We start from the raw sequence: 24,657 nt of genomic DNA, 5'->3' as shown, positions 1-24,657 counted from the left end.
GATGACTCTCTTATATTTATCTTTTGCAGTGTGCTGCTTATTTAAGCTTAATGACTTTATCAAGCCACTGATAAATGTGTCAGTGGCTTATCCCAAAATCAAGATGGACGGCGGCGAGAAAGTACCACTCCGGCACCCACTAATAACCCTATAGCGCCCCATAGAACCATCATAAAGGCTCGACGTGGGCTATCACGTTTGACAGGATCTTCAGGCGTACGCAAATAACGGTAAGCTTGAAAATTATCTTGGAGAGTAGGCCCAACGCTTAATGTTGATAACATTGCGATGTTTTGGTCATAATCTGAGTCATGATCTGGGCCCGTTGCTTTTAATGTTTCAATTTGTGCCTGTAATAATGGGGCACCTAACATAAACATTTTAGAATCAGGGATTTCATCGACTGGTGTTGCGCTTTGATTACGCACAATACCTTGTTTTTCAGCAACTTTTAGTGCTTGTTCCAACGCGTTTAATCGTCTTTCATAAGCGGCGGTTGCCACCATGTCTTCACGTTTAACCAACGCTTTCATTGATTGCATTTTAGTTGCCCAAGTGCCTTTAATTTCATCATTCAGATTCGCGGTTGCACGTTGATTCGCAAATTGCGTGTATTGGCGTAACAACTGGTTTGCGTCTGTTGATGTTTCAGCCACTAATTTAATACTATCCGTTAGATTTTTCACTTCATCAGCGGGTGTAAACTCAATATCATTGATGAGCTCATCCAATAATGCAGCATCCGCTTTTGGATCATTTTCTAACCGTTGCTTGTAATAATCTGTGCTCAACCAAAATTGGCGGCGGGTATCGTAAGAACCGAGTTGCTTAGTAAACTCTTGATAAGCTTCTTTTGCAATTGTCGGCAATTGCCCTTCTTGCCCAGTACTATTAATACGGGAATCGAGGTTGCGCAGAAACTGTTGCTGAGAATAATAACTTCCCAAATTATTTACAGTTGGTAAATCCGTAATCGCTGTCGCACTCCATTTGGGCTGCATAAAATAGGATGCTCCCAATGCAATTGCCGCAAAAATCACGGCAAATGCAACGATCCAAACTTTTCCTTGCCACAAGGAGCGGCATAAACCGCGGATATCCAACTCTGGCTCTATTGGTGTTTGATGCTGACTCGGTTGTGTTTCTGAGTTATTCACTGCACAGAACCTCTATTTTCGTTTTTTCGTTACCGTACTGCACCCCTGCGCGCTTTGCGTCGAACTCGTTTAATAAAACGGGCGACTTTCCAAGCTCGTTTGATGCAATAACCATACATCATAAATACAAGCAAAAATAATGCCAACATTACCCATTCTGGTACAAATGCTAAGCGTTCACCGATAATACCAATGCAAGCTAAAAATGCGGCTGACAACGTAATCAGAACAAAAGCCCCTTTTGGTGTAAAACCTGAGCGCATAATCAAATGATGAATGTGCTGGCGGTCTGGAGAAAACGGACTCATTCCCTTACGGATTCGACGATACATAATTGCAACCATATCCATCAGAGGGATTGCGATAATCCACAGTGCCGTAACTGGGTTGATTGGGTGAACCTCTTCCTGTGTTGAAGCCACCAAAATCCAAATAATCGTAAACCCAATTAAAGTACTTCCCGCATCCCCCATAAAGACTTTAAATCGACGGCCTAATACACCTAGATTTAAAAGGATATAAGGAAGAATAGCTGCAATAAAAGCAAAACACCAAAATGCTAATGCATAGTTACCATTTTGATACAGTAAGAAACCTAGTGCTCCAAAGGAAACAGAAGAAAGCCCGCCAAGTAACCCATCAATACCATCCACCATATTAAAGGCATTTATCGCCGCCCATACTGCAAATAAAGTGACAATATAACCAAACGGACCCAATACTAATTCCCACGGGCCAAAAGCATGACCCAATGATTCCAGTTTAAGCCCTGCAGCTGTCATCATAACGACCGCAACAATCGCCTGAACCCCTGCTCTTAACTTCACGCTAATATCAAATCGGTCATCTAATGCACCGATAAAAACCAATAACCCAGCACTCGCAATGTATAACCACTTATGAGGGATATATTCCTCTGTGATATAAAATGCAAAACAGATCCCAAAGAAAACGGATATTCCCCCAACAAGAGGAATAAGCCCTACGTGTTTCTTTCTGAAGTTAGGCTTATCAACTAACCCGATTTTTATCGCAACGATACGGGCGAAGAAAATAAAAACTAACGAAAACAAGAAGACGTAGAAGAGGTTGGTTACAAAGTGTATGGTGTCCACTGTTTGACTCTCTTAATATTTTTATTTAACTATCAATACTAAACTTTTATTGGCGAATGCCGATAAAAATGCAATCGCTACTGCATTATCATCTCAGTAATAAAATCTACTATAAGACGAATCTATATTCATAAAGAGATAACTGTAACATTATTAAAAAACACACTTTATTCGTGTTGCTCATTCAATAATGGAATCTGACACATTTTATACTTAATAGCTGCAAGATGCATGCCATAAAAGCAATACACTGAAATAGTGTTAATCAATTAGTAGCCTTCACGACACCCCACATCTTTTAATAAACCAAAAAACTAATTTCAGTCAAAATAGTAAACCCGATAAACAGCATTTAATTACTCCAACAATACTTATTATCAATACTCTCATCTTAAAATTAGATACTAATCTATCAAATTAATATGAGTGATGGATTTTCAAAAAGATTTTAATTCAAATATATCATGATGTGATATACGCACAAAAAAAGGTGCCATGTAGGCACCTTTCGTTGAAGCTAGAAACCAAAACAACTAAGCTCTCTTCATAAAATCAAAGAACTCTTCGTTAGTTTTTGCCATTGCGAGCTTACTAATGAGGAATTCCATCGCATCAATCTCACCCATTGGATGAATAATTTTACGTAGGATCCACATTTTTTGCAGTTCGTCTTGTGAAGTAAGTAATTCTTCCTTACGCGTACCAGAACGATTGTAATCAATCGCTGGGAATACACGTTTTTCCGCAATTTTACGAGAAAGGTGCAGTTCCATATTACCTGTACCTTTAAACTCCTCGTAAATAACTTCATCCATTTTCGAACCTGTATCAACCAGTGCAGTTGCAATGATTGTCAGGCTTCCACCTTCTTCGACATTACGGGCAGCACCGAAGAAACGTTTAGGACGATGTAAGGCGTTTGCGTCCACACCACCTGTTAAAACTTTACCAGATGAAGGAACCACGGTGTTATACGCACGAGCAAGACGTGTAATGGAGTCGAGTAAGATAATGACGTCTTTTTTATGTTCAACCAGACGTTTTGCTTTCTCGATAACCATTTCAGCCACTTGAACGTGACGCGCAGCTGGCTCATCAAAAGTAGAAGCGATAACTTCACCTTTAACTAAGCGCTGCATTTCTGTTACTTCTTCAGGACGCTCATCGATCAACAGAACCATCAGAACGCAATCTGGATAATTGTGTGCAATGTTAGCGGCAATATTTTGCAGCAACATCGTTTTACCTGCTTTTGGCGGAGCAACAATCAGCCCACGTTGACCACGGCCAATTGGTGCAGCTAAGTCTAAAACTCGCGCCGTTAAATCTTCTGTTGAACCGTTACCACGTTCCATGCGAAGACGATTATTTGCATGTAATGGTGTTAAGTTTTCGAAAAGGATTTTACTACGTGCGTTTTCAGGTTTGTCGAAGTTAACTTCATTGACTTTCAGGAGAGCAAAATAACGTTCGCCTTCTTTAGGAGGTCGAATTTTTCCTGAAATGGTGTCACCTGTACGTAGGTTAAAACGGCGGATTTGGCTAGGAGAAACATAGATATCATCGGGACCTGCGAGGTAAGAACTGTCTGCGGAACGGAGGAAACCAAATCCATCCTGCAATATTTCCAGTACGCCATCGCCGAAAATATCTTCACCACTTTTCGCATGCTGCTTCAAAATGGAAAAAATAATATCCTGCTTTCTCATACGGGCTAAGTTCTCTAGCCCCATATTTTCGCCTAACGTAATCAATTCTGATACTGGCGTATTTTTTAATTCGGTAAGATTCATAATGGTGGGTTCTTTAACTCGGGGTAATTCTCGAACTATGAACGTTAATTGACGGCAACTTATTTATTAAGTGCCAGTTTAACTTAACTGCCCTGTTGGTAGCCAACTCAATAAAGCCAACAACAATGCATAAAAATTTGTGCTAGCCACTGCTAAATCTGTTTTAACATATGACCATAGCTCATCTGAACGATGTTTGGCATATTATTAGAAACACACACAACATTAGCAATAGTTTTTTGTACATTTAGGACAACATCTATCCCAAGATCGCAAATTTAGGTTCAGCTTCGCATTTAAAAACACATTCCCTGCACACTAAATTTTTCCCGATACGTTTTTACATCCGAAGACTTAACAACGTCTTATGTCATACTACTGCTTATGCACTATCTTTAAGGTATATGAAAAATTCATGTGAAACAACAATATTGAATCTAGCGGGTGCTTAACTCAATGTCTATGTTCTCAGTTTTCATATTTAAAATCATTGTGCCATTAGTTTTGATAATCAAAAATCATTAAAATACTGAACTAACTAGCTTGATATATAAGATAAGAGCAATGGAATACAGAGTAATTCATACGGGTGCTACACGAGGAATAGTGATAACTTATCATGCTTAGATGAGGACGTCTAGCGACTCTCTTGATAAAATAGATACGCCGCTAAACGTTTTAGATCACATATAACGATAACTTACAGATTTTCGTCTAGAAATTCTTTCAGTTGCGTTTTAGATAATGCACCAACTTTTGTCGCTGCTACACTACCATTTTTGAATAATAATAATGTCGGGATACCACGAATTCCGTATTTTGGAGCAGTAGCCGGATTATCATCAATATTCAGTTTTGCGATGGTCAATTTGCCTGTATATTCTTCAGCAACTTCATCAAGAATAGGCGCGATCATTTTACAAGGACCACACCATGCTGCCCAGAAATCGACGAGAACAGGTGAATTTGATTTCAGAACTGCAGTTTCAAAGCTTGCATCAGTTATATGTATAATTTTGTCGCTCATGTTGTACTCCAAAGAATCATCTTTTTGCAGACTTAGTGTAACATTATTGGCAGCAGTATGCTTTATTTCAAAAGATACACTTTCGTAAACCAACCGTTAACTGATATTCTAACATACTATGAGTAAAGCACACTTGACAGAAAAGAAGTTTTCCGACTTCGCATTGCACCCTAAAGTCATTGAAGCTCTGAACAAGAAAGGCTTCAATTATTGCACGCCTATACAGGCGTCAACATTGCCTTTCACTGTCGAAGGCAAAGACGTTGCGGGACAAGCGCAAACAGGTACAGGTAAAACGTTAGCATTCTTAACGTCAACGTTTCATTATCTATTAACTCACCCTGCTATTGAAGGGAAAAAAGCGAATCAGCCACGTGCACTCATGATGGCACCGACTCGTGAACTCGCTGTTCAGATATACTCTGATGCCAAAGAGTTGGCAGAATATACGGGTCTGAAAATGGGGCTCGCTTATGGTGGCGATGGCTACGATGAACAGCTAAAAGTGTTACAAAACGGTGTCGATATCCTCATAGGAACGACTGGCCGTCTTATTGACTATGCGAAACAAGGCCATGTAGATTTAGCCGCCATTCAAGTCGTTGTACTTGATGAAGCTGACCGCATGTACGACCTTGGTTTTATTAAAGATATTCGTTGGTTATTCCGTCGTATGCCAGAGGCCGCTGACAGACTAAATCTGTTATTTTCTGCCACACTGTCTTATCGCGTGAGAGAACTCGCCTTTGAGCAAATGAATAACCCTGAATATGTTGAAGTTGAGCCTTTACAAAAAACGGGCCATCGCATTAAAGAAGAGCTTTTTTATCCTTCAAATGAAGAAAAAATGCGTTTACTTCAGACTCTTCTCGAAGAAGAGTGGCCTGAGCGTTGCATCATTTTCGCCAATACTAAGCACCGTTGTGATGACATTTGGGCACATTTAGCGGCCGATGGTCACCGTGTTGGCTTACTGACTGGCGATGTGGCACAGAAAAAACGTTTACGTATTTTAGAACAATTTACACAGGGCCAACTGGATATTTTAGTTGCAACGGACGTCGCTGCACGTGGATTACATATTCCATCAGTGACCCACGTCTTTAACTACGATTTACCTGACGACTGTGAAGATTACGTTCACCGTATAGGCCGCACTGGCCGTGCAGGGGAAAGTGGTAATTCAATTAGCCTAGCTTGTGAAGAATATGCACTTAACTTGCCTGCAATCGAAGAATACATTCAACATTCGATTCCAGTGAGTAAATATAACAGCGATGCATTATTAAGTGACTTACCCGCACCTAAACGTCGTCATCGCCCACGCCCTGGAGGCCAGCGCCGCAATTCAAATGCACCGCGCCGCCACAATGGTCCGCGTAATAACCATAAACGTCCAGGCTGAGTAAAAACGCTATGCTGAAATCTTCTTCTCTTTATGCTGCTATCGATTTAGGTTCTAACAGTTTTCACATGCTTGTCGTACGTGAAACCGCTGGCAGCATACAGGTTATTTCTAGGGTTAAACGAAAAGTCCGTCTTGCTGCTGGGTTAGATAAAAACAATCACCTTTCTGAACAAGCGATGGAACGTGGTTGGCAATGTCTACGACTTTTTTCGGAACATCTACAAGATATTCCGACAACACAAATTCGTGTGGTCGCGACTGCAACACTACGCTTAGCGAAAAATGCCGATATTTTCATCGAAAAAGCCAGCAATATCCTAGGAAATCCCGTTAAAGTCATTCAAGGGGAAGAAGAAGCCCGCTTAATTTATCAAGGTGTTGCACATACGACAGGCGGCCCCGACCAACGCTTGGTGGTGGATATTGGAGGGGGAAGCACTGAACTTGTAACAGGAACTGGCGCAAAAGCACAGCAGCTCTATAGCCTTGAGATGGGCTGTGTGACATGGCTTGAGCGCTATTTCAGTGATAGAAGCTTAACAGAAGACAATTTTTCAGCCGCACAAGCAGCCGCAAGGAAGGTTATCGAACCCGTTGCCGATACCTTAAAAGCTCACGGCTGGAAAATCTGCGTTGGCGCATCAGGTACTGTACAAGCAATCCAAGAAATTATGATTGCACAAGGCATGGATGAACTTATTACATTGCCTAAATTGCAGCAACTAAAACGCAAAGCCATTCAATGCCAAAAACTTGAAGAGCTTGAAATTGAAGGTTTAACCTTTGAGCGTGCTTTAGTATTTCCAAGCGGCTTATCCATTTTAATTGCCATTTTTGAAGCGTTAGATATTGATAGTATGACACTTGCAGGCGGTGCTCTACGGGAAGGGCTCGTTTATGGCATGTTAGAACTGCCGATTGAGCAAGATATTCGCGCTCGCACTGTACGCAATATCCAGCGTCGTTTCCAAGTCGATATCGAACAAGCTAGCCGCGTTCGTCAGTTAGCCGAATATTTTTATCTGCAAGTGGCGAAAGATTGGCAACTCGATACCCGCTGTCGTGATTTATTATCAAGCGCATGTGCGTTGCATGAAATTGGCCTAAGTGTTGATTTTCGCAAAGGCTCTGAACATGCCAGCTATTTGATCACTCACTTGGATTTACCTGGCTATACCCCTGCACAAAAACGGCTATTGGCGGCTTTATTAAAAAATCAACAAGGCCCCGTCGATTTAGCGCCGCTTAGCCAACAAAATGCACTACCGATGCAACAAGCCTATTGTTTGTGCCGTTTACTTCGATTAGCCATTATTTTTGCAAGCCGACGACGTGATGACACATTGCCTGCTTTAAGATTAAATGCAAATGCAGATAGACTCACGATTGTGTTGCCATATCGCTGGTTATCTGAACATCCACTGCGAGCAGAAAACCTGCAACAGGAAGTGCAATGGCAAGGTTATGTAAATTGGATGCTAGAATTGGAAGAACGTAACAGTTCAAATTGTTAATTATTTCCACACTAGAGTCACTCTAGTGTGGAACCTCAATAAATGATTATGGCTCGCTTTTCTTATTTAGTCCTAAACGCGCCTTGATATCAGCTAGTGCAGATTGCCCCTTTTGCATACGCTCTTCGGCACTTACCACTTTTCGCTGTTGCTCCCATTCAAGGTCATCTTGCGGTAATTCAAGTAGGAAACGACTAAGCTCAGGTCGAATTAATTCGCCATATTGACGGCGCTCACGGCAATGAGTGAAAAACAACTCTCTTTGTGCTCGAGTGATCCCCACATACGCTAAGCGACGCTCTTCATCAATATTGTTTTCGTCAATACTGCTTTGATGAGGCAGTAACCCTTCTTCCATACCGACTAAAAAAACATAAGGAAATTCAAGGCCTTTTGATGCATGCAATGTCATTAACTGAACTTGATCTGATTCTTCGTCATCTTCGCCACGCTCCATCATATCGCGTAATGTAAAACGCGTGACTACTTGGCCAAGCGTCATCGGGTCGTTCAGTTCATCCCCCTCAACCATTTCACTCATCCATGTAAATAATTGGTTGACGTTTTTCATACGCATTTCAGCAGCTTTAGTGCTGGTTGATGTTTCATACAACCAACTTTCGTAATCCATTTCACGCAGTAAATCACGTACCGCAATCAACGGCTCCCGCTCTGATGTTCGAACAATACTGTCCATCCACTGGGTAAACCGTTGTAATGCCTCTAATCCTTTTCCTTTTAGGGTTTGCTCTAGCCCTAAATCAAAACTGGCTTGATATAAGCTTTTTCCCCGTTGGTTCGCCCATTCCCCTAGCTTTTGAATCGTTTTTGGGCCAATTTCCCGACGTGGGGTATTCACAATACGCAAAAAAGCACTGTCATCTTCAGGGTTAGTCAACACGCGTAAATAAGCCAGTAAGTCTTTAATCTCAGGACGTGAGAAAAATGAAGTACCGCCAGAGATACGATATGGAATACGGTTTTGCATCAACATTTTTTCAAAAATGCGCGACTGGTGATTACCTCGATATAAAATCGCATAATCTTTGTATTCCGTTTTGTTGATAAAGTGATGGGCAATGAGCTCACCAATCACCCGCTCTGCTTCATGATCTTCATTGTTTGCCGTTAAAACTTTTAACGGCGCACCGTAGCCTAGCTCTGAGAAGAGTTTCTTTTCAAATACATGAGGGTTATTTGCAATTAGGATATTCGCCGCTTTTAATATTCGGCCTGAAGAGCGGTAATTTTGCTCAAGCTTAATCACGTTCAACTTAGGAAAATCTTGACTAAGTAGCACCAAGTTTTGCGGCCTTGCGCCACGCCATGAATAAATAGATTGGTCATCATCCCCAACCACCGTAAAGCGAGCGCGTTGTCCCACTAGCAACTTAACAAGTTGGTATTGACTGGTATTGGTATCTTGGTATTCATCCACCAGCAAATAACGAATTTTTTGCTGCCAGCGCTCTCGTACTTCTTCATTTTGATATAATAGAAGCGTTGGCTTACTGATTAAATCATCAAAATCCAATACGTTGCAGCTTTTTAGGTGTAATTCATAACGACGGTAACACTCCGCAAAATGCTGTTCTTTTTCCGTTCGTGCCTGCCCAACAACTTGTTGTGGTGAGATCAGATCGTTTTTCCAGTTTGAGATCGAAGAGATCAACTGCTGTAGCAGATCTTTGTCTTCTTCAAGTAAATCAAACGTCAGTTCTTTAAGTAATGCCATTTGGTCTTGGTCATCAAACAGCGAAAAATTGGCTTTAATACCCAATGCTTTATATTCACGCTTAATAATTTCCAAACCTAATGTATGGAAGGTTGAAATGATGAGCCCACGCGCTTCTTTTTTACCTAATGTTTGTGCCACACGCTCTTTCATTTCCCGCGCGGCTTTATTGGTAAAAGTGACAGCAGCAATTTGCCGTGGTTGATAACCACATTGGCGGATCAAGTGTGCAATTTTGTTGGTAATAACACGGGTTTTACCTGATCCAGCCCCTGCCAATACAAGGCAAGGGCCATCGACAAATTCAACTGCCTGTTGCTGGCCTGGGTTTAATCGCATGGGAACTCTTTCATACAAAGAAGACTGAAAAACGCATTATAGCAGAAACACCATAAAGTCTTGAGCAGTTACTATAATGAGAATTTTAGTGCTCCCTATAGCCAGCATATTCCTGGTTGTGTATTTTTAGTTTTATACACATATAATTACTTTTATGCTCATTACATCTGTTAAGGAATATTTGGTGCAAAACGATTTCATCATTGCCGCTGCGCAATTTGCTCCCATCAATGGAAATGTTAGTAGTAATATCCAAATCCACCAACGGCTCATCACTCAAGCAATCAAAAATCAGGTTAATGTCATTATTTTTCCTGAATTATCTTTAACAGGCTATGAACATGATGTCGCACAAAAATTAGCCTTCACTGACAATGACCCAAGGCTAGAAGCACTACGTATACTCGCTGATCAATACAATATAACGATTATTGCCGGTGCACCGATTAATATAGGAAAAGATCAGCCGCAAATAGGGTTATTCGTACTTTCTCCTCATCAAGCTACTTTCCACTACAGCAAAATTTATCTACACCCAGGGGAAGACAAATACTACACGCCAGGTACAGCTATATGCACTTTTGATTGTCAAGGAAACCAGCTAGGACTCGCAATATGTGCAGATACTAATCATGAAAAGCACGCCGATGATACCATCAATCAAGGTGCCTCTTTTTACTTAAGCTCTGTATTGATTACAGCCAATGGCTATGACGCTGACACGAAAAAATTACAAAATTACGCTAAAAACCATCAGGTTCCTGTCATTATGGCAAACTATTGCGGCGTATCTGGTTCATTCCTCGGCACAGGAAGAAGTGCTATTTGGGATAACCATGGCATATTAATGGCTGAAGCCAGCGAGACTCAAGAGTCACTCATTATCGCCAACTTCAATCCAACTAACACGTACGCTAAAGTTATTTCCTCAAAGATCTAATTAAAGAAACTACACTATTCACCAGAATAATGTCGCTATATTAAAAATATATTTTCCTAAGCTATTACTATAGACAATATGATGATTATCCAAAGCATTTCGCGTTCTAGGTAGGAAGCAGAGGAGGTTATCCCAAGGAGCATACATGAGTATGTGACTTGGGTAACCGAGTATAGCCAATGCACCCGCCCTATTTTTTCAGCCTGAATACAATAAAAAACAAAAAGCCGCATAACACTTTGTTATACGGCTTTCATTAAAAAATTTTTGCATTGTTCTTTTTCTAAGCTATTCGTGTTAGAGGAAGGCGGCAAAGGAGGTTATCCCAATGCACCCACCCTATTTTTTCAGCCTGAATACAATAAAAAAACAAAAAACCGCATAACACTTTGTTATACGGCTTTCATTAAAAAATTTTTTGCATTGTTCTTTTTCTAAGCTATTCGTGTTAGAGGAAGGCGGCAAAGGAGGTTATCCCAAGGAGCATACATGAGTATGTGACTTGGGTAACCGAGCGCTGCCAACGCACCTATCACGCGAAGAGCGACGAAAAATTAACTTCCAACTGAAATCTTCTTCATATCCGTCATATAACCACGTAACGTCTTACCGATTTTCTCGATAGGATGATTACGGATTGCTTCATTGATATCACGTAACTGCGCGTTGTCTGTGCCATTATCAGCAACTGGCTTCGCTAAATCGCCCGCTTGTAATTTGGTCATGAAGTCTTTCAGCATCGGCACAGCTGCAAATGAGAACAGGTAGTTACCATATTCCGCCGTGTCTGAAATAACCACGTTCATTTCATATAAACGCTTACGCGCAATGGTGTTCGCAATCAGTGGCAGTTCATGCAGAGACTCGTAGTATGCTGATTCCTCTAAGATACCCGCTTCTAACATCGTATCGAACGCCAGCTCAACACCCGCTTTAACCATCGCAACTAACAGAACGCCATGGTCAAAATATTCTTGTTCTGCAATTTTGCCTGCATATTCAGGGTAATTTTCGAATGCTGTTTTGCCTGTCTCTTCACGCCATGTCAGCAAGTTTTTATCATCATTTGCCCAGTCAGCCATCATGGTTGATGAGAACTCACCTGAAATAATGTCATCCATGTGTTTTTGGAACAGTGGTGCCATGATGGTTTTCAGTTGCTCAGACAACGCATATGCGCGGACTTTCGCAGGGTTAGATAAACGATCCATCATCAGCGTGATACCACCTTGTTTCAGCGCTTCAGTGATAGTCTCCCAACCAAATTGAATCAATTTACCGGCATAGCCTGGCTCAACACCGTCTGCAACCATTTTGTCGTAGCTCAGTAATGCACCTGCTTGCAACATACCACATAGAATGGTTTGCTCACCCATCAGGTCAGACTTAACTTCCGCAACAAATGAGGATTCCAGAACACCTGCACGATGGCCACCTGTGGCAGCCGCCCATGCTTTAGCAATCGCCATCCCCTCGCCTTTCGGGTCATTTTCTGGGTGAACAGCAATCAGAGTTGGAACCCCGAAACCACGTTTGTATTCTTCACGAACTTCCGTACCTGGGCATTTTGGTGCAACCATCACAACAGTAATATCTTTACGGATTTCTTCACCAACCTCAACAATGTTGAAACCGTGTGAATAACCCAGTGCTGCACCTTGTTTCATCATAGGCTGAACAGCACGAACAACGGTAGAGTGTTGTTTGTCTGGCGTTAAGTTAACAACTAAGTCTGCCGTTGGGATCAATTCTTCATACGTACCCACTTTAAAGCCATTTTCAGTGGCTTTGCGCCATGAAGCACGTTTTTCACTAATCGCTTCTGCGCGTAATGCATAAGCGATATCTAAACCAGAGTCACGCATGTTCAGGCCTTGGTTCAGACCTTGTGCACCACAACCGACGATGACGATTTTTTTCCCTTTCAGGTAGCCAGCTTCGTCCGCAAATTCTTCACGTTTCATAAAGCGGCACTTGCCTAACTGAGCTAACTGCTCACGCAAATTCAATGTGTTAAAATAATTCGCCATTGTCATACTCCATTGTTCTGTTGTGTTCGTTATGTCAGGCAATCAATTTGCCTGTCGCTTATTTTTAAGCGTTTATGGATTTACTATATGCGATGTTTCGCATTGCTTAAATTGATATATTAACAATACAATGTTGCAATATTCGCAACGTAGTTAATGACTTTATCCGAGGGCAAAATGGATATTCGTGATCTGAAACTTTTTTTGCATTTAGCACAGAGCTGCCACTTTGGCCGTACCTCTAAAGCCATGCATGTCAGCCCTTCAACGCTGTCTCGACAAATCCAGCGCCTAGAAGAGCAATTGGGTCACCCATTATTTGTCCGTGATAATCGTTCGGTAAAACTCACACAAGCAGGGGAGCACCTAAAACAATTTGCCCAGCAAACTTTGTTACAATATCAGCAACTGCAGCATGCCCTTAACCAACAAAGCCCATCTCTCAGTGGTGAGTTGCATCTTTTTTGCTCAGTCACTGCCGCATACAGTCATTTACCACAAGTTTTAGATAAATTCCGTGCTTTGCACCCATTAGTCGAAATAAAGCTCACCACTGGCGATGCCGCGGATGCGGTAGAAAAAGTGGAAACCCATGAGGCAGACCTTGGTATTGCAGGCAAACCTGAGCGTTTACCCGACAATGTGCGTTTCACAAAAATTGGTGAAATCCCATTGGTGCTCATTGCACCATCACTGCCTTGTGCTGTACGTTCGATGGTGACTGAAGCAGAACCTGATTGGTCAACGGTACCGTTTATCCTGCCAGAACATGGCCCATCACGAAAACGTATCGAATTATGGTTTCGCCGCCATCACATCAATAACCCTGTGATTTACGCCACAGTGTCTGGCCATGAAGCGATTGTATCTATGGTTGCACTTGGTTGTGGTATCGCGTTGATCCCAAGTGTCGTCGTGGATAATAGTCCTGAGCCTGTCCGTAGCCGTATCTCACAGCTCGACAATATTTCAATGGTGGAACCCTTCGAACTCGGCGTTTGCCTATTAAGCAAACGCCTAAGTGAGCCACTAATTAAAGCATTTTGGGAGCTACTCCCAGACAACTCAATCTAAGGTTTTTTGACTATCTTGTGGCGCTAGGAAAAAACGAAAAGAAGGATTGCCCGTCTCGTCGTGGTACTCGTATCCTAGTGCATCAAGGTGCCTATCAAAGCGCACTTCTGGCCCCGCAAGTTCAAATGCCGCCAGCACTCGTCCATAATCCGTGCCATGGCTGCGGTAATGAAAAAGCGTAATATTCCAGTGGGTTCCAAGCGTCTCTAAAAATCGCAGTAACGCTCCTGGAGACTCTGGAAATTCAAAGCTATACAGCCTTTCATCTAACGGTTTAGATGGTCGACCGCCAATCATGTAACGTACATGAAGCTTCGCCATTTCATCATCAGATAAATCATCAACATCATAGCCATTGCTTCTGAGTTCTTGGATAATTTCTGCACGTTCACCATCACGACCACTTAAGCGCACCCCAACGAAAATACAGGCACGATCAGGGTCTACATCCGTATAACGGTAATTAAACTCCGTGATTGCCCGGTGGCCTAATAGCTGGCAAAAGCGTAAGAAACTGCCTTTTTCCTCAGGGATCGTCACCGCCAACAGCGCTTCGCGTTGTTCTCCAATCTCACAGCGCTCAGATACATAACGCAGCCCATGGAAATTCATGTTCGCACCAGACAAAATATGCGCTAAACGCTCACCTTTGATGTTATGTTGTTGGACATATTTTTTCAGCCCTGCCAGTGCTAAAGCGCCTGATGGTTCTGCAATTGCGCGAACATCTTCAAAAATATCTTTCAGTGCTGCACAGATAGAGTCGCTATCCACCGTGATGACATCATCGACATATTGTTGGCACAATCTAAACGTTTCATCACCAATACGTTTAACTGCGACACCTTCCGCAAATAACCCGACACGAGGTAAATCAACGGGGTGACCCGCTTCTAACGCCGCTTTCAAACACGCTGCATCTTCCGCTTCGACACCAATAATTTTAATTTCAGGCATTAATTGTTTGATGATAACCGCCACACCCGCGATTAAACCGCCCCCGCCAACAGGGATGAAAATACGGTCGAGATGCACGTCTTGCTGTAATAATTCCAGCGCAATAGTGGCTTGCCCAGCAATTACCGATGGGTGATCAAACGGCGGGACAAAGGTATATCCCTCTTCTGCCGCCATCGTGATCGCTTTCGCTTTTGCTTCATCAAAATTAGCCCCGTGTAAAATGGCTTCACCACCAAAGCTACGAACTGCATCCACTTTGATATCTGCGGTTGCCACTGGCATGACAATTTTGGCTTTAACACCCACACGGCTTGCCGACAGGGCGACACCTTGAGCATGATTCCCCGCTGATGCCGTCACAACGCCTTTGGCTTTCTGCTCTTCCGTTAACGTGGCAATCATGGCGTAAGCCCCGCGTAACTTAAAACTGTGTACAGGCTGCCTGTCTTCACGTTTAACTAAAATTGTATTGCCTAAACGTGCAGATAATTTATCCATTTGCTGAAGTGGCGTAACTTGAGCCGCTTCATAGACTGGCGCACTCAGCGCCGCCTTTAAATAATCAGCACTTGTAGGTGCTGCAGGTAATGGTTTTGCCGCTGCCACATCAGCCCCCTAATTTTGACTTATCGCGCACAGCGCCTTTGTCTGCACTAGTTGCTAAGGAAGCGTAGGCACGCAGTGCAAAAGACACTTCGCGCTGACGATCGCGTGGAGTAAAGGCCTTATCACCACGGGCTAATTCCGCCTCACGCCGTTGGTTAAGTTCGCTTTCACTGACATCCAGCACCATCGTTCTTTTTGGAATATTGATATCAATAATATCGCCATCTTGAACCAGAGCTAATAAGCCGCCACTGGCTGCTTCTGGCGAAATATGGCCAATAGACAAACCTGAACTACCACCCGAGAAACGGCCATCAGTGATAAGCGCGCAGCTTTTACCCAAGCCCATTGATTTCAGGTAGGACGTTGGGTACAACATTTCCTGCATGCCTGGCCCACCTTTTGGCCCTTCGTAGCGGATCACTACCACATCACCTTCAACGATTTTACCGCCTAAGATGGATTCAACAGCATCATCTTGGCTTTCAAATACTTTTGCAGGGCCACGGAACGTTAAGCTACCCTCATCAACCCCAGCTGTTTTGACGATACAGCCATCTTCCGCAATATTTCCAGATAAGACAGCAAGACCACCATCCAAACTATAAGCATTCTGAATATTACGGATACAGCCATTTTCACGGTCAGTATCCAACGAAGGCCAACGACAATTTTGTGAGAATGCTTTGGTCGTACGAATACCTGCAGGGCCTGCGGAAAACATAGACTTAACACTTTCGTCTTTCGTCAGCATGACATCATACTGCGCCAATGTTTCTTGGAAAGTCAGCCCTAAAATATTAGTGACATTTTCTTGCAGTAAGCCTGCGCGGCTCAGCTCCCCTAAAATACCAATAACCCCACCTGCACGGTGAACATCTTCCATATGGTATTTTTGTGTGCTTGGTGCCACTTTGCATAAATGCGGAACTTGACGAGACAAACGGTCAATATCTTCCATCGTAAAATCAACATCAGCCTCTTGTGCTGCTGCCAGCAAGTGAAGAACGGTATTCGTCGAGCCCCCCATCGCAATATCAAGGGTCATGGCATTTTCAAACGCCGCTTTATTGGCAATATTACGAGGTAACGCACTTTCATCATCTTTTTCGTAATAGCGTTTCGTTAGCTCGACAATACGTTTACCTGCGTTGATAAATAATGTCTCGCGGTCAGCGTGAGTCGCTAATAACGAGCCATTACCTGGCTGAGATAACCCTAATGCTTCAGTTAAGCAGTTCATGGAGTTAGCCGTAAACATACCAGAGCATGAACCACAGGTTGGGCAAGCAGAACGTTCGATTTGTTCGCTATCTGCATCACTCACATTCGGGTTTGCCCCCTGGATCATCGCATCGACTAAATCCAATTTAATAATTTGGTCTGAAAGCTTGGTTTTCCCTGCTTCCATCGGACCGCCAGAAACAAAAATAACTGGGATATTAAGACGTAATGACGCCATTAACATACCTGGGGTAATTTTATCGCAGTTAGAAATACACACCATAGCGTCCGCACAGTGCGCATTAACCATATATTCGACAGAATCGGCAATTAATTCACGGGAAGGTAAGGAATACAGCATTCCGCCATGCCCCATGGCAATCCCATCATCAACCGCAATTGTATTAAACTCTTTCGCTACGCCGCCTGCGTTTTCAATTTGCTCTGCAACCAGTTTGCCAAGATCGCGTAAATGTACGTGACCAGGTACAAACTGAGTGAATGAGTTAACAACTGCAATAATGGGTTTTCCAAAATCAGCATCGGTCATTCCAGTTGCTCGCCACAATGCGCGTGCCCCCGCCATATTACGACCATGTGTTGTTGTTGCTGAACGGTACTTAGGCATATCTTTAACTCCCGTGTTTAAAAACAGGCGGGGAACGTCCGCCTGTAACATCTATTTCAATTTAGTTATTGAGGGTTTACTGGATCTAACCAGCCCCATTTGTCTTCCGTTGTACCATTAAATAAACCGAAGAATGCTTGTTGAATTTGTTTAGTCACTGGGCCACAACGACCAATACCTACTTGGATACCATCAACGCTGCGTACAGGGGTAATTTCTGCTGCAGTACCCGTCATAAAGACTTCATCCGCAAGGTAGAGAGATTCACGTGATAGTGTTTGCTCACGGACTTCAATACCCATATCTTTTGCTAAGGTTAAAATCGCATCACGAGTAATACCTGGTAATGCAGATGATGTGAACGGAGGCGTATATAAAATTCCATCTTTCACTTCAAAAATATTTTCCCCAGCACCTTCAGAGAGATACCCATGAACGTCTAAAGCGATACCTTCTTGATAACCATGACGACGTGCTTCGCTACCCACTAATAAAGATGATAAATAGTTACCACCTGCTTTTGCGCCAGTAGGAATGGTATTCGGTGCAACGCGATTCCATGAAGAAACCATCGCATCAATTCCCTGATCTAGCGCTTCTTCACCTAAATAAGCACCCCACGGGAAGGCAGCTAAGATGACGTCAGTGTTATAACCATCTGGTGGGTTAACCCCCATGCCAACATCACCAATAAAAACTAATGGCCGGATATACGCACTGACTAAGTTATTTTTGCGTAAAGTCGCACGACACGCTTCCATTAACTCTTCTACGCTATAGCTGACAGGCATACGGTAAATTTTTGCAGAATCGTGCAAACGTTGCATATGCTCACGGTGGCGGAAAACGACAGGCCCTTTGTGAGAATCATAGCAACGGACGCCTTCAAACACTGATGTACCATAATGCAGAGCATGAGACATAACATGAACCTTTGCATCAGCCCATGGCGTCATTTCACCGTTAAACCAAATAAAGTCAGCTTTCTTAGTCATTTTAATCTTCCTTACATTGCACTTTGTGTGCGTAATAGTCGTGATTCTTGTTGTAGCACTTCAACTTCTGTAATGTCGGAAAGCTTCGTTAACTGAGCGCAAAGCTGGGTTAACGGCCTCTGACTACTTACAGTCAGTTCAATATTAACATTATCGCCATCTGATGATTGTCCCATATTCATGGCATTTATCTTAAATCCACGATGGCGAGTGACCCTTAATATACGCTCTAAAACCTCAGGACGGAAACGGGCCAATATCGAGAGTTGATGTTGCATCATAATGGTTTCTCCATCATTTTTTCATTACTCGCCCCTGGTGGAACCAGCGGCCAGACGTTTTCTAATTCATTAATTGATACCTGTAATAGATAGGCACCTTCGCTATTCAATAATTCATCTAATGCTGCATTTACTTGCGACTTATCCGTAATACGCTGCCCTTTAATGCCAAACGCACTGGCTAAAGCAACAAAATCGGGGTTATCTGTTAATATCGTTTCGCTGTAACGTTGTTCAAAGAACAACTCTTGCCATTGGCGAACCATGCCTAAGCGTTGATTATCCAATAACAGAATTTTGACAGGCAATTGTTTGCGTTTGATGGTGCCTAATTCTTGAACATTCATCATGAACGAGCCGTCCCCAGATACGCAAACAACGGTATCTTCAGGTCTCGCTACTTGCGCGCCAATAGCAGCGGGAATACCAAAACCCATCGTGCCCAAACCGCTTGATGTTAAGAAATTTTCAGGGGCATCCACCGTAATATGCTGCGCTGACCACATTTGATGTTGCCCTACATCCGTTGTAACAACCGTGTTCGGTTTCATTTTATCGGACAGTTGTTTCAATAAGAGTGGTGCATAAATAGGTTCACCTGGGTGGTCATAACGCCAACCAAATTCTGTTTTCAGCTGCTGAACCTCGGCTTGCCATGGTGCAATGGCTTTTTTCAGCATTAACTTTGGCAATAACACTTTTGCATCACCGTGTAAGGCTACATGGGTTTGGCGCAATTTATCCAATTCAACGTGGTCGATATCGATATGAATGACTTTGGCATTTGGTGCAAAGGTATTTAATTTCCCAGTGACACGATCATCAAAACGTGCTCCGACGGCGATAAGCAAATCACAGCGTTGAACAGAAATGTTAGCGGCTTTCGTGCCATGCATGCCTAACATTCCCAAGTAATTTTCATCTGCTGGATCTGGCGCGCCTAACCCTTTTAATGTTGAAACAGAGGGTAAGCCAGTGTAGGCGATAAATTCCCTTAACTCCGAAACCGCACCCGACATCCCTACACCACCACCGATGTATAACATGGGTTTTTCTGATTGTTCCAACAATGCTCTCGCTTGCTGTATCTCAATCTCAGGGAATGACATTTCTTGCTCTACTGGCATTAAGAACGGTGATAGCTCTGCGTGTTGTAGCTGAATATCTTTCGGAATATCAATCAGTACAGGTCCTGGACGCCCACTATTTGCGATTGCGAAAGCTTCAGCAAGAATGCGAGGCAAATCTTCTATCGATTCAACTAAAAAGCTATGTTTTGTACAAGCCAGAGACAAACCTAAAACATCAATTTCCTGAAAAGCATCCGTCCCAATAAATTCAGAAGCCACTTGACCAGTAATGGCGACAACGGGAACAGAATCTAACAATGCATCTGCTAATCCTGTTATAACGTTTGTTGCACCAGGACCTGATGTCGCGATACAAACTCCCGTTTTACCCGTTGAGCGTGCATATCCAATTGCTGCAATAACCGCACCTTGTTCATGTCTACACAGTAAATGTTCTACACCCCCATCATACAATGCATCATAAACTGGCATAATTGCTCCCCCAGGATAGCCAAAAACCGTATCAACTCCCTGAGTTCGCAACGCCTGAACCAACCATTGTGCTCCGTTCATGCTTTTCTCCTGTCTGCCTACTTTTTATCTGTTTGTATTTATTATGTTTTGTATATTTTTTTGGATTAACAAAATTTGTGTCAAAAAAAACCCCGCGCCTTTCGGTGCGGGGTTCTCGTAAGATCTGGCTGTTATTTTAGCCTTCGTCGTCCAAGTGCAGCCCCGCACGGTGGGATAATAATCACCACCACGCTAATAATAATTAGGCTAACTGCTTGGATAAATGCGTTCATGAGTTTTACTTTTTTAACTTTATTTGTTGTCCTTATTAAAGAGGTATCATTTTAAAATCATTTTGACAACTTTTATTTAGGTTATTTATTATCAAAATATTTATCTTAAATAAATTCATGCAGTTAAGTAAAAAACAAAACAATATGCTATAAAAATAGTAAGAAAGCAGTAATTACCCATGAATTAGATAGCATAATCAGCTGTATCCCCCATAACCTTTTAATAAAAATGGTTCAATCTCACTTCTCCCAATTGATTATTTTTTCTTTAGCGTATCCAATGCGTTATCAAAATGCACAATGACAAAAAAAACATCAAGCCGAGATATACCAACCCCTCAAAGCACCCCCCAAAAAAATGAAACAGCTAAGTCACTAAACAAATAAATTATCGAGTGGCTTCGCAAATAGTATTTTTATCCATTAAATATCAGCTAGTTTTTAACAGAATATTACTCTGTTATTTATATCGGAGGTTTTATGGCACTAGCGATTGTTTACACTAGAGCTTCGATAGGCATGGAAGCACCACTTGTCACTGTTGAAGCTCATATTAGTAATGGGCTTCCAGGGCTAACATTAGTCGGTTTACCCGAAACAGCCGTCAAAGAATCCAGGGATAGAGTCAGGAGTGCGCTACTCAATAGTGGGTTTGAATATCCCGCAAAAAAAATAACGGTAAATTTAGCACCCGCTGATTTACCAAAAGAAAGTGGTCGCTACGACCTTGCTATTGCAATTGCGATACTCGCCTCATCAGGCCAGATCCCACATGATGCATTAAAAAAACATGAATTTTTAGGTGAACTGGCACTTTCTGGTGATATTCGTTACGTCAATAGTGCTATTCCTGCGGCACAAGCCGCATTAAAACAACAACGCATATTAATCATTTCAACTAAAAATCGGCATCAATTAAATTTATTACCCAATAAAAGCGTTCAGTTTGTAAGTTCTCTGCTAGAACTTTGCCATTATTTTAATGGAAACAATGAGCTTGAGTTTAACTACCAGATAAATCAACCACCCCCATCAGCTAAAAATGAAGATAACATCAACGATATTATTGGCCAAGAACAGGGTAAGCGAGCACTTGAAATTTGTGCTGCAGGAGGACACCATTTACTCCTTTTAGGGCCTCCTGGAACAGGTAAAACAATGTTAGCTAGCAGGCTCATTACACTATTACCCGCTCTTACGCCTCAGGAAGCACTAGAAGTCGCTTCGCTACATAGTTTAAGTCAAGCTACTCAAAGTGCTATAGATTGGCCAATGAGGCCATTTAGAGCTCCTCATCATAGTGCATCAGTGGCAGCGCTAATCGGTGGTGGCTCACTTCCTAAACCAGGGGAAATATCACTCGCTCATCACGGTATTTTATTTTTAGATGAATTACCCGAGTTTAGCCGTGCTGTCTTAGATTCATTAAGAGAACCTCTTGAGTCAAAAGAAATTAGTATCTCTAGGGCAAAAGCAAAAGTCTGTTACCCTGCCAATTTTCAACTTATTGCCGCACTAAATCCAAGTCCAACAGGGCATTATCAAGGTGCAATGAGCCGTTCCTCACCAATATCTATTCTACGTTACCTTTCCCGCATATCAGGCCCATTCTTGGACCGATTTGACCTTTCCATTGAAATTCCTTTGTTGCCTATAGGTTCACTCAGCACCCCAAACCCTCAAGGAGAAACTAGCGAGCAAATACAACAGCGCGTCATTGACGCAAGAAATAAACAGTTAGCACGGGCAGGGAAAATCAATTCTTTACTAACATCAAGAGAAGTGACACAGTTTTGCGCTCTCAACTCTAAAGATGCTTTATTCTTAGAACATGCACTAAACAAATTAGGTCTTTCTATCCGAGCTTGGCATAAGATTTTAAAGGTTTCTCGAACCATTGCAGATCTCAAGGAATGCTCAAATATTGAACGAGTGCATTTATTAGAAGCTCTTGGCTACAGAGCAATGGATAAGTTATTGCTTCATTTGCAAAAACAAGTAAGCTGAGGAGAGGAGAAATAAAATATGCTCCACCGTACAAAATAAAGGGACCAAAGTCCCTTATCTTATACGATGGTGATATTAGTCATCTGTATCAGTATAGTCTTCCGAAGGATCTATCTGTGGTTTACCGCCAGATAGCGTGTGGAAGCGTTTTGGACGATTAATACGACTAGAATATTTTACCCAAACTTTTTCTTCTGGAGTAACTGGCTCACGCTCACCGCGGCAAACAGCAACGAAGAGTTTTTCCTCGTCAGTTTGTGCAGCACGTTTACCTGTATCAAGCTCGTTAAAAGCTTGACCTAGGCGTTCAAGCAACTGAGCTTCTTTAATGGTGAAATCACCATGACGAGAAAAGCCACGTGGGTAATGCTTATTATCAAAAAAACGATTAGTCGTGATGAAGCTATCTGCCATCTGACACACTCCTAACTTATTGCAGTCAAACTCTATATGGCGCGGAGTATTAGACAGCATTGACAATCTGTAAAACAAAACATTTAAATCATCACGACAAAAATAATTGGAGATGTATGTGGACAGCGAGTTATTGAGAACTTTTTTAGAGGTAAGCAAGACTAGGCACTTTGGTAGAGCAGCGGAATCACTCTACTTAACGCAATCTGCTGTCAGCTTTCGTATCCGACAGTTAGAGACTCAACTTGGCACCAGTTTATTCACTCGCCATAGAAATAATATTCGATTAACCGCCGCTGGTGAGCGATTAGTACCGTATGCTGAATCGTTGATGAACACCTGGTTACAAGCCAAAAAAGAAATTTCTCACGCATCACAGCATACAGAGCTTTCAATCGGTGCTACCGCTTCTCTATGGGAAGGCTACCTCACTGACTGGGTGGAAGCGCTTTATACTCAGCATGATGAATTACGATTAGAAGCTCGAGTGTCGACCCGACAGTCTCTCGTAAAACAGCTACACTCAAGAGAATTAGATTTGCTAATTGCCACTGAGCCGCCAAAAATGGATGAGTTCGAAAGTACGATTATTGGAACTATCGAGCTGCAACTAATGGCTTCACAAAAAAATATTGCTTTGACAAATTACAATTACATAAAACTAGAGTGGGGGGCTGATTTTCATCCAAAAAATGAATCTGCACTAACTCAAGATGATACACCAGTGATGATCACGACATCCGCTCATATTACCCGTCAATTACTTCCTGTATCGCTTTCAGCGGCATTTTTACCCGCACATTGGATACATCAATATCCTGCACTGAAAACGCTGTCAGAATCCTCTATAAGTAAGCCACTCTATGCCGTATGGTTACAAAAAAATGATCAACAGGCTCTTATTAATCAATTAATTAAAACACCAATAAAAAATGCGCCGTTGCACGAAACTAATTAAGCAAAATGAATTATTTGCTCATTCTGTTTCTCGATGATGGTATTAAATACCCTAAAACATATTCTATCTGCTTAAGGTGAACTCAAAAGCTATTAAAATAGAGCCTAAGATAGGTTTTTATTGATAAATAAGGGCGTACTAACTCCAATCGCACACTTACCCTTAATTTAATTTTCTGAATCCTTTTAGCAAAATGCAGAAGCACGGATTTCTTTATTCTGATATCGCCCCTGTCCTTGATATTCAAATATAACTGACCAGAGAGATAAGTAAGAATCGAGTATCATACTAATACGATGGAGTAATTTGATTATATATCAATCACTAAAAAGTGATAATTAATAGCATTTCTGTGAGAATTTGAAGAAAGCAAGAGTGGTAATAATAAACAAGGAGCAATAATGAAAGGGTGTTCGTAAAATTTAGATAAAGAAAAACCCGATTAATATAACCGGGTTATCAATAGATACTTCTTTTATTATTACTTAATTGGTAACTGGCAGGGGCGGAGAGACTCGAACTCCCAACACCCGGTTTTGGAGACCGGTGCTCTACCAATTGAACTACGCCCCTAAA

19 protein-coding genes and 1 tRNA gene are annotated in these 24,657 nt (G+C 42.1%); 6 read left to right on the top strand and 14 right to left on the bottom strand.

What is annotated here, in order from left to right; genetic code table 11:
• Positions 1–98: 98 nt before the first annotated feature.
• The 4 genes from wzzE to trxA all read right to left on the bottom strand — a co-directional run bounded on the left by wzzE (position 99) and on the right by trxA (position 5,092).
• Positions 99–1,157 carry an ECA polysaccharide chain length modulation protein gene (wzzE, locus tag PSF27_RS16080; protein ID WP_047755910.1) on the bottom strand — a complete coding sequence of 353 codons (1,059 nt, stop codon included), beginning with the start codon at positions 1,155–1,157 and terminating at the stop codon, positions 99–101.
• Between the two features lie 29 nt (positions 1,158–1,186).
• Positions 1,187–2,272: a UDP-N-acetylglucosamine--undecaprenyl-phosphate N-acetylglucosaminephosphotransferase gene (wecA, locus tag PSF27_RS16075; RefSeq protein ID WP_206083072.1), complete on the bottom strand. Its 1,086-nt coding sequence runs from the start codon at positions 2,270–2,272 to the stop codon at positions 1,187–1,189.
• Positions 2,273–2,805: 533 nt separating this feature from the next.
• The gene (gene rho / locus PSF27_RS16070) at positions 2,806–4,065 is read right to left on the bottom strand and encodes a transcription termination factor Rho (RefSeq protein WP_219244974.1); all 1,260 of its coding nucleotides are present in this window, start codon (positions 4,063–4,065) and stop codon (positions 2,806–2,808) included.
• 700 nt (positions 4,066–4,765) lie between these two features.
• Positions 4,766–5,092, bottom strand: coding sequence for a thioredoxin TrxA (trxA, locus tag PSF27_RS16065; protein ID WP_206083068.1), 327 nt, complete (start codon positions 5,090–5,092; stop codon positions 4,766–4,768).
• A gap of 118 nt (positions 5,093–5,210) precedes the next feature.
• Between trxA and rhlB the strand changes: the two genes are divergently transcribed.
• Complete coding sequence (gene rhlB, locus PSF27_RS16060) at positions 5,211–6,497, top strand: ATP-dependent RNA helicase RhlB (protein ID WP_206083066.1); 1,287 nt, start codon at positions 5,211–5,213, stop codon at positions 6,495–6,497.
• An 11-nt stretch (positions 6,498–6,508) separates the two neighbouring features.
• Entirely contained in the window at positions 6,509–8,014 is a 1,506-nt protein-coding gene (gppA, locus tag PSF27_RS16055) for a guanosine-5'-triphosphate,3'-diphosphate diphosphatase (RefSeq protein ID WP_206083064.1), read from the top strand.
• Between the two features lie 46 nt (positions 8,015–8,060).
• Here gppA and rep read toward each other — a convergent pair whose 3' ends face one another.
• On the bottom strand, positions 8,061–10,088 hold the full coding sequence (rep, locus tag PSF27_RS16050) for a DNA helicase Rep (RefSeq protein ID WP_206083062.1): 2,028 nt from the start codon (positions 10,086–10,088) through the stop codon (positions 8,061–8,063).
• A gap of 184 nt (positions 10,089–10,272) precedes the next feature.
• On the opposite strand from rep, the gene PSF27_RS16045 reads away from it, so the two are divergent.
• Entirely contained in the window at positions 10,273–11,028 is a 756-nt protein-coding gene (locus tag PSF27_RS16045; protein WP_272573890.1) for a carbon-nitrogen hydrolase family protein, read from the top strand.
• A gap of 554 nt (positions 11,029–11,582) precedes the next feature.
• On the opposite strand, the gene ilvC is transcribed toward PSF27_RS16045, so the two are convergent.
• Positions 11,583–13,058, bottom strand: a complete 1,476-nt coding sequence (gene ilvC, locus PSF27_RS16040) for a ketol-acid reductoisomerase (RefSeq protein WP_206083059.1) — start codon at positions 13,056–13,058, stop codon at positions 11,583–11,585.
• A gap of 177 nt (positions 13,059–13,235) precedes the next feature.
• Here ilvC and ilvY point away from each other — a divergent pair, with 177 nt between their 5' ends.
• A complete protein-coding gene (ilvY, locus tag PSF27_RS16035; RefSeq protein WP_206083058.1) occupies positions 13,236–14,132 on the top strand; it encodes an HTH-type transcriptional activator IlvY in 897 nt (298 codons plus the stop codon).
• On the opposite strand, the gene ilvA is transcribed toward ilvY, so the two are convergent.
• The 6 genes from ilvA to ilvL form a co-directional block, all read right to left on the bottom strand.
• Positions 14,124–15,698 (bottom strand): threonine ammonia-lyase, biosynthetic, encoded by a 1,575-nt coding sequence (ilvA, locus tag PSF27_RS16030; protein WP_272681872.1) that lies wholly within the window; start codon positions 15,696–15,698, stop codon positions 14,124–14,126. The genes ilvY and ilvA overlap by 9 nt on opposite strands.
• 1 nt (position 15,699) lies before the next feature.
• Positions 15,700–17,550, bottom strand: coding sequence for a dihydroxy-acid dehydratase (gene ilvD, locus PSF27_RS16025; RefSeq protein ID WP_206083056.1), 1,851 nt, complete (start codon positions 17,548–17,550; stop codon positions 15,700–15,702).
• A 65-nt stretch (positions 17,551–17,615) separates the two neighbouring features.
• Positions 17,616–18,545 carry a branched-chain amino acid transaminase gene (locus tag PSF27_RS16020; protein WP_206083055.1) on the bottom strand — a complete coding sequence of 310 codons (930 nt, stop codon included), beginning with the start codon at positions 18,543–18,545 and terminating at the stop codon, positions 17,616–17,618.
• Between the two features lie 11 nt (positions 18,546–18,556).
• A complete protein-coding gene (ilvM, locus tag PSF27_RS16015) occupies positions 18,557–18,826 on the bottom strand; it encodes an acetolactate synthase 2 small subunit (protein WP_206083054.1) in 270 nt (89 codons plus the stop codon).
• Positions 18,823–20,469: an acetolactate synthase 2 catalytic subunit gene (gene ilvG, locus PSF27_RS16010; protein WP_206083052.1), complete on the bottom strand. Its 1,647-nt coding sequence runs from the start codon at positions 20,467–20,469 to the stop codon at positions 18,823–18,825. Before ilvG ends, ilvM begins: the two co-directional genes overlap by 4 nt.
• Before the next feature lie 131 nt (positions 20,470–20,600).
• Positions 20,601–20,702 (bottom strand): ilv operon leader peptide, encoded by a 102-nt coding sequence (gene ilvL / locus PSF27_RS16005; RefSeq protein ID WP_071524553.1) that lies wholly within the window; start codon positions 20,700–20,702, stop codon positions 20,601–20,603.
• Positions 20,703–21,182: 480 nt separating this feature from the next.
• Here ilvL and PSF27_RS16000 point away from each other — a divergent pair, with 480 nt between their 5' ends.
• A complete protein-coding gene (locus tag PSF27_RS16000) occupies positions 21,183–22,709 on the top strand; it encodes a YifB family Mg chelatase-like AAA ATPase (RefSeq protein WP_206083050.1) in 1,527 nt (508 codons plus the stop codon).
• Positions 22,710–22,784: 75 nt separating this feature from the next.
• Here PSF27_RS16000 and PSF27_RS15995 read toward each other — a convergent pair whose 3' ends face one another.
• A complete protein-coding gene (locus PSF27_RS15995) occupies positions 22,785–23,123 on the bottom strand; it encodes a DUF413 domain-containing protein (RefSeq protein ID WP_206083048.1) in 339 nt (112 codons plus the stop codon).
• Positions 23,124–23,235: 112 nt separating this feature from the next.
• Here PSF27_RS15995 and hdfR point away from each other — a divergent pair, with 112 nt between their 5' ends.
• Positions 23,236–24,081, top strand: a complete 846-nt coding sequence (gene hdfR / locus PSF27_RS15990) for an HTH-type transcriptional regulator HdfR (RefSeq protein WP_272681871.1) — start codon at positions 23,236–23,238, stop codon at positions 24,079–24,081.
• Positions 24,082–24,578: 497 nt separating this feature from the next.
• Here hdfR and PSF27_RS15985 read toward each other — a convergent pair.
• Positions 24,579–24,654 (bottom strand) — tRNA-Trp (locus PSF27_RS15985).
• Between the last annotated feature and the right edge of the window lie 3 nt (positions 24,655–24,657).

The organism is Providencia sp. PROV129 (genome assembly GCF_028482245.1).
GTDB lineage: Bacteria > Pseudomonadota > Gammaproteobacteria > Enterobacterales > Enterobacteriaceae > Providencia > Providencia vermicola.
Note: the sequence above shows the minus strand (reverse complement) of the source record. Positions and strands in the feature narration are given on the sequence as shown.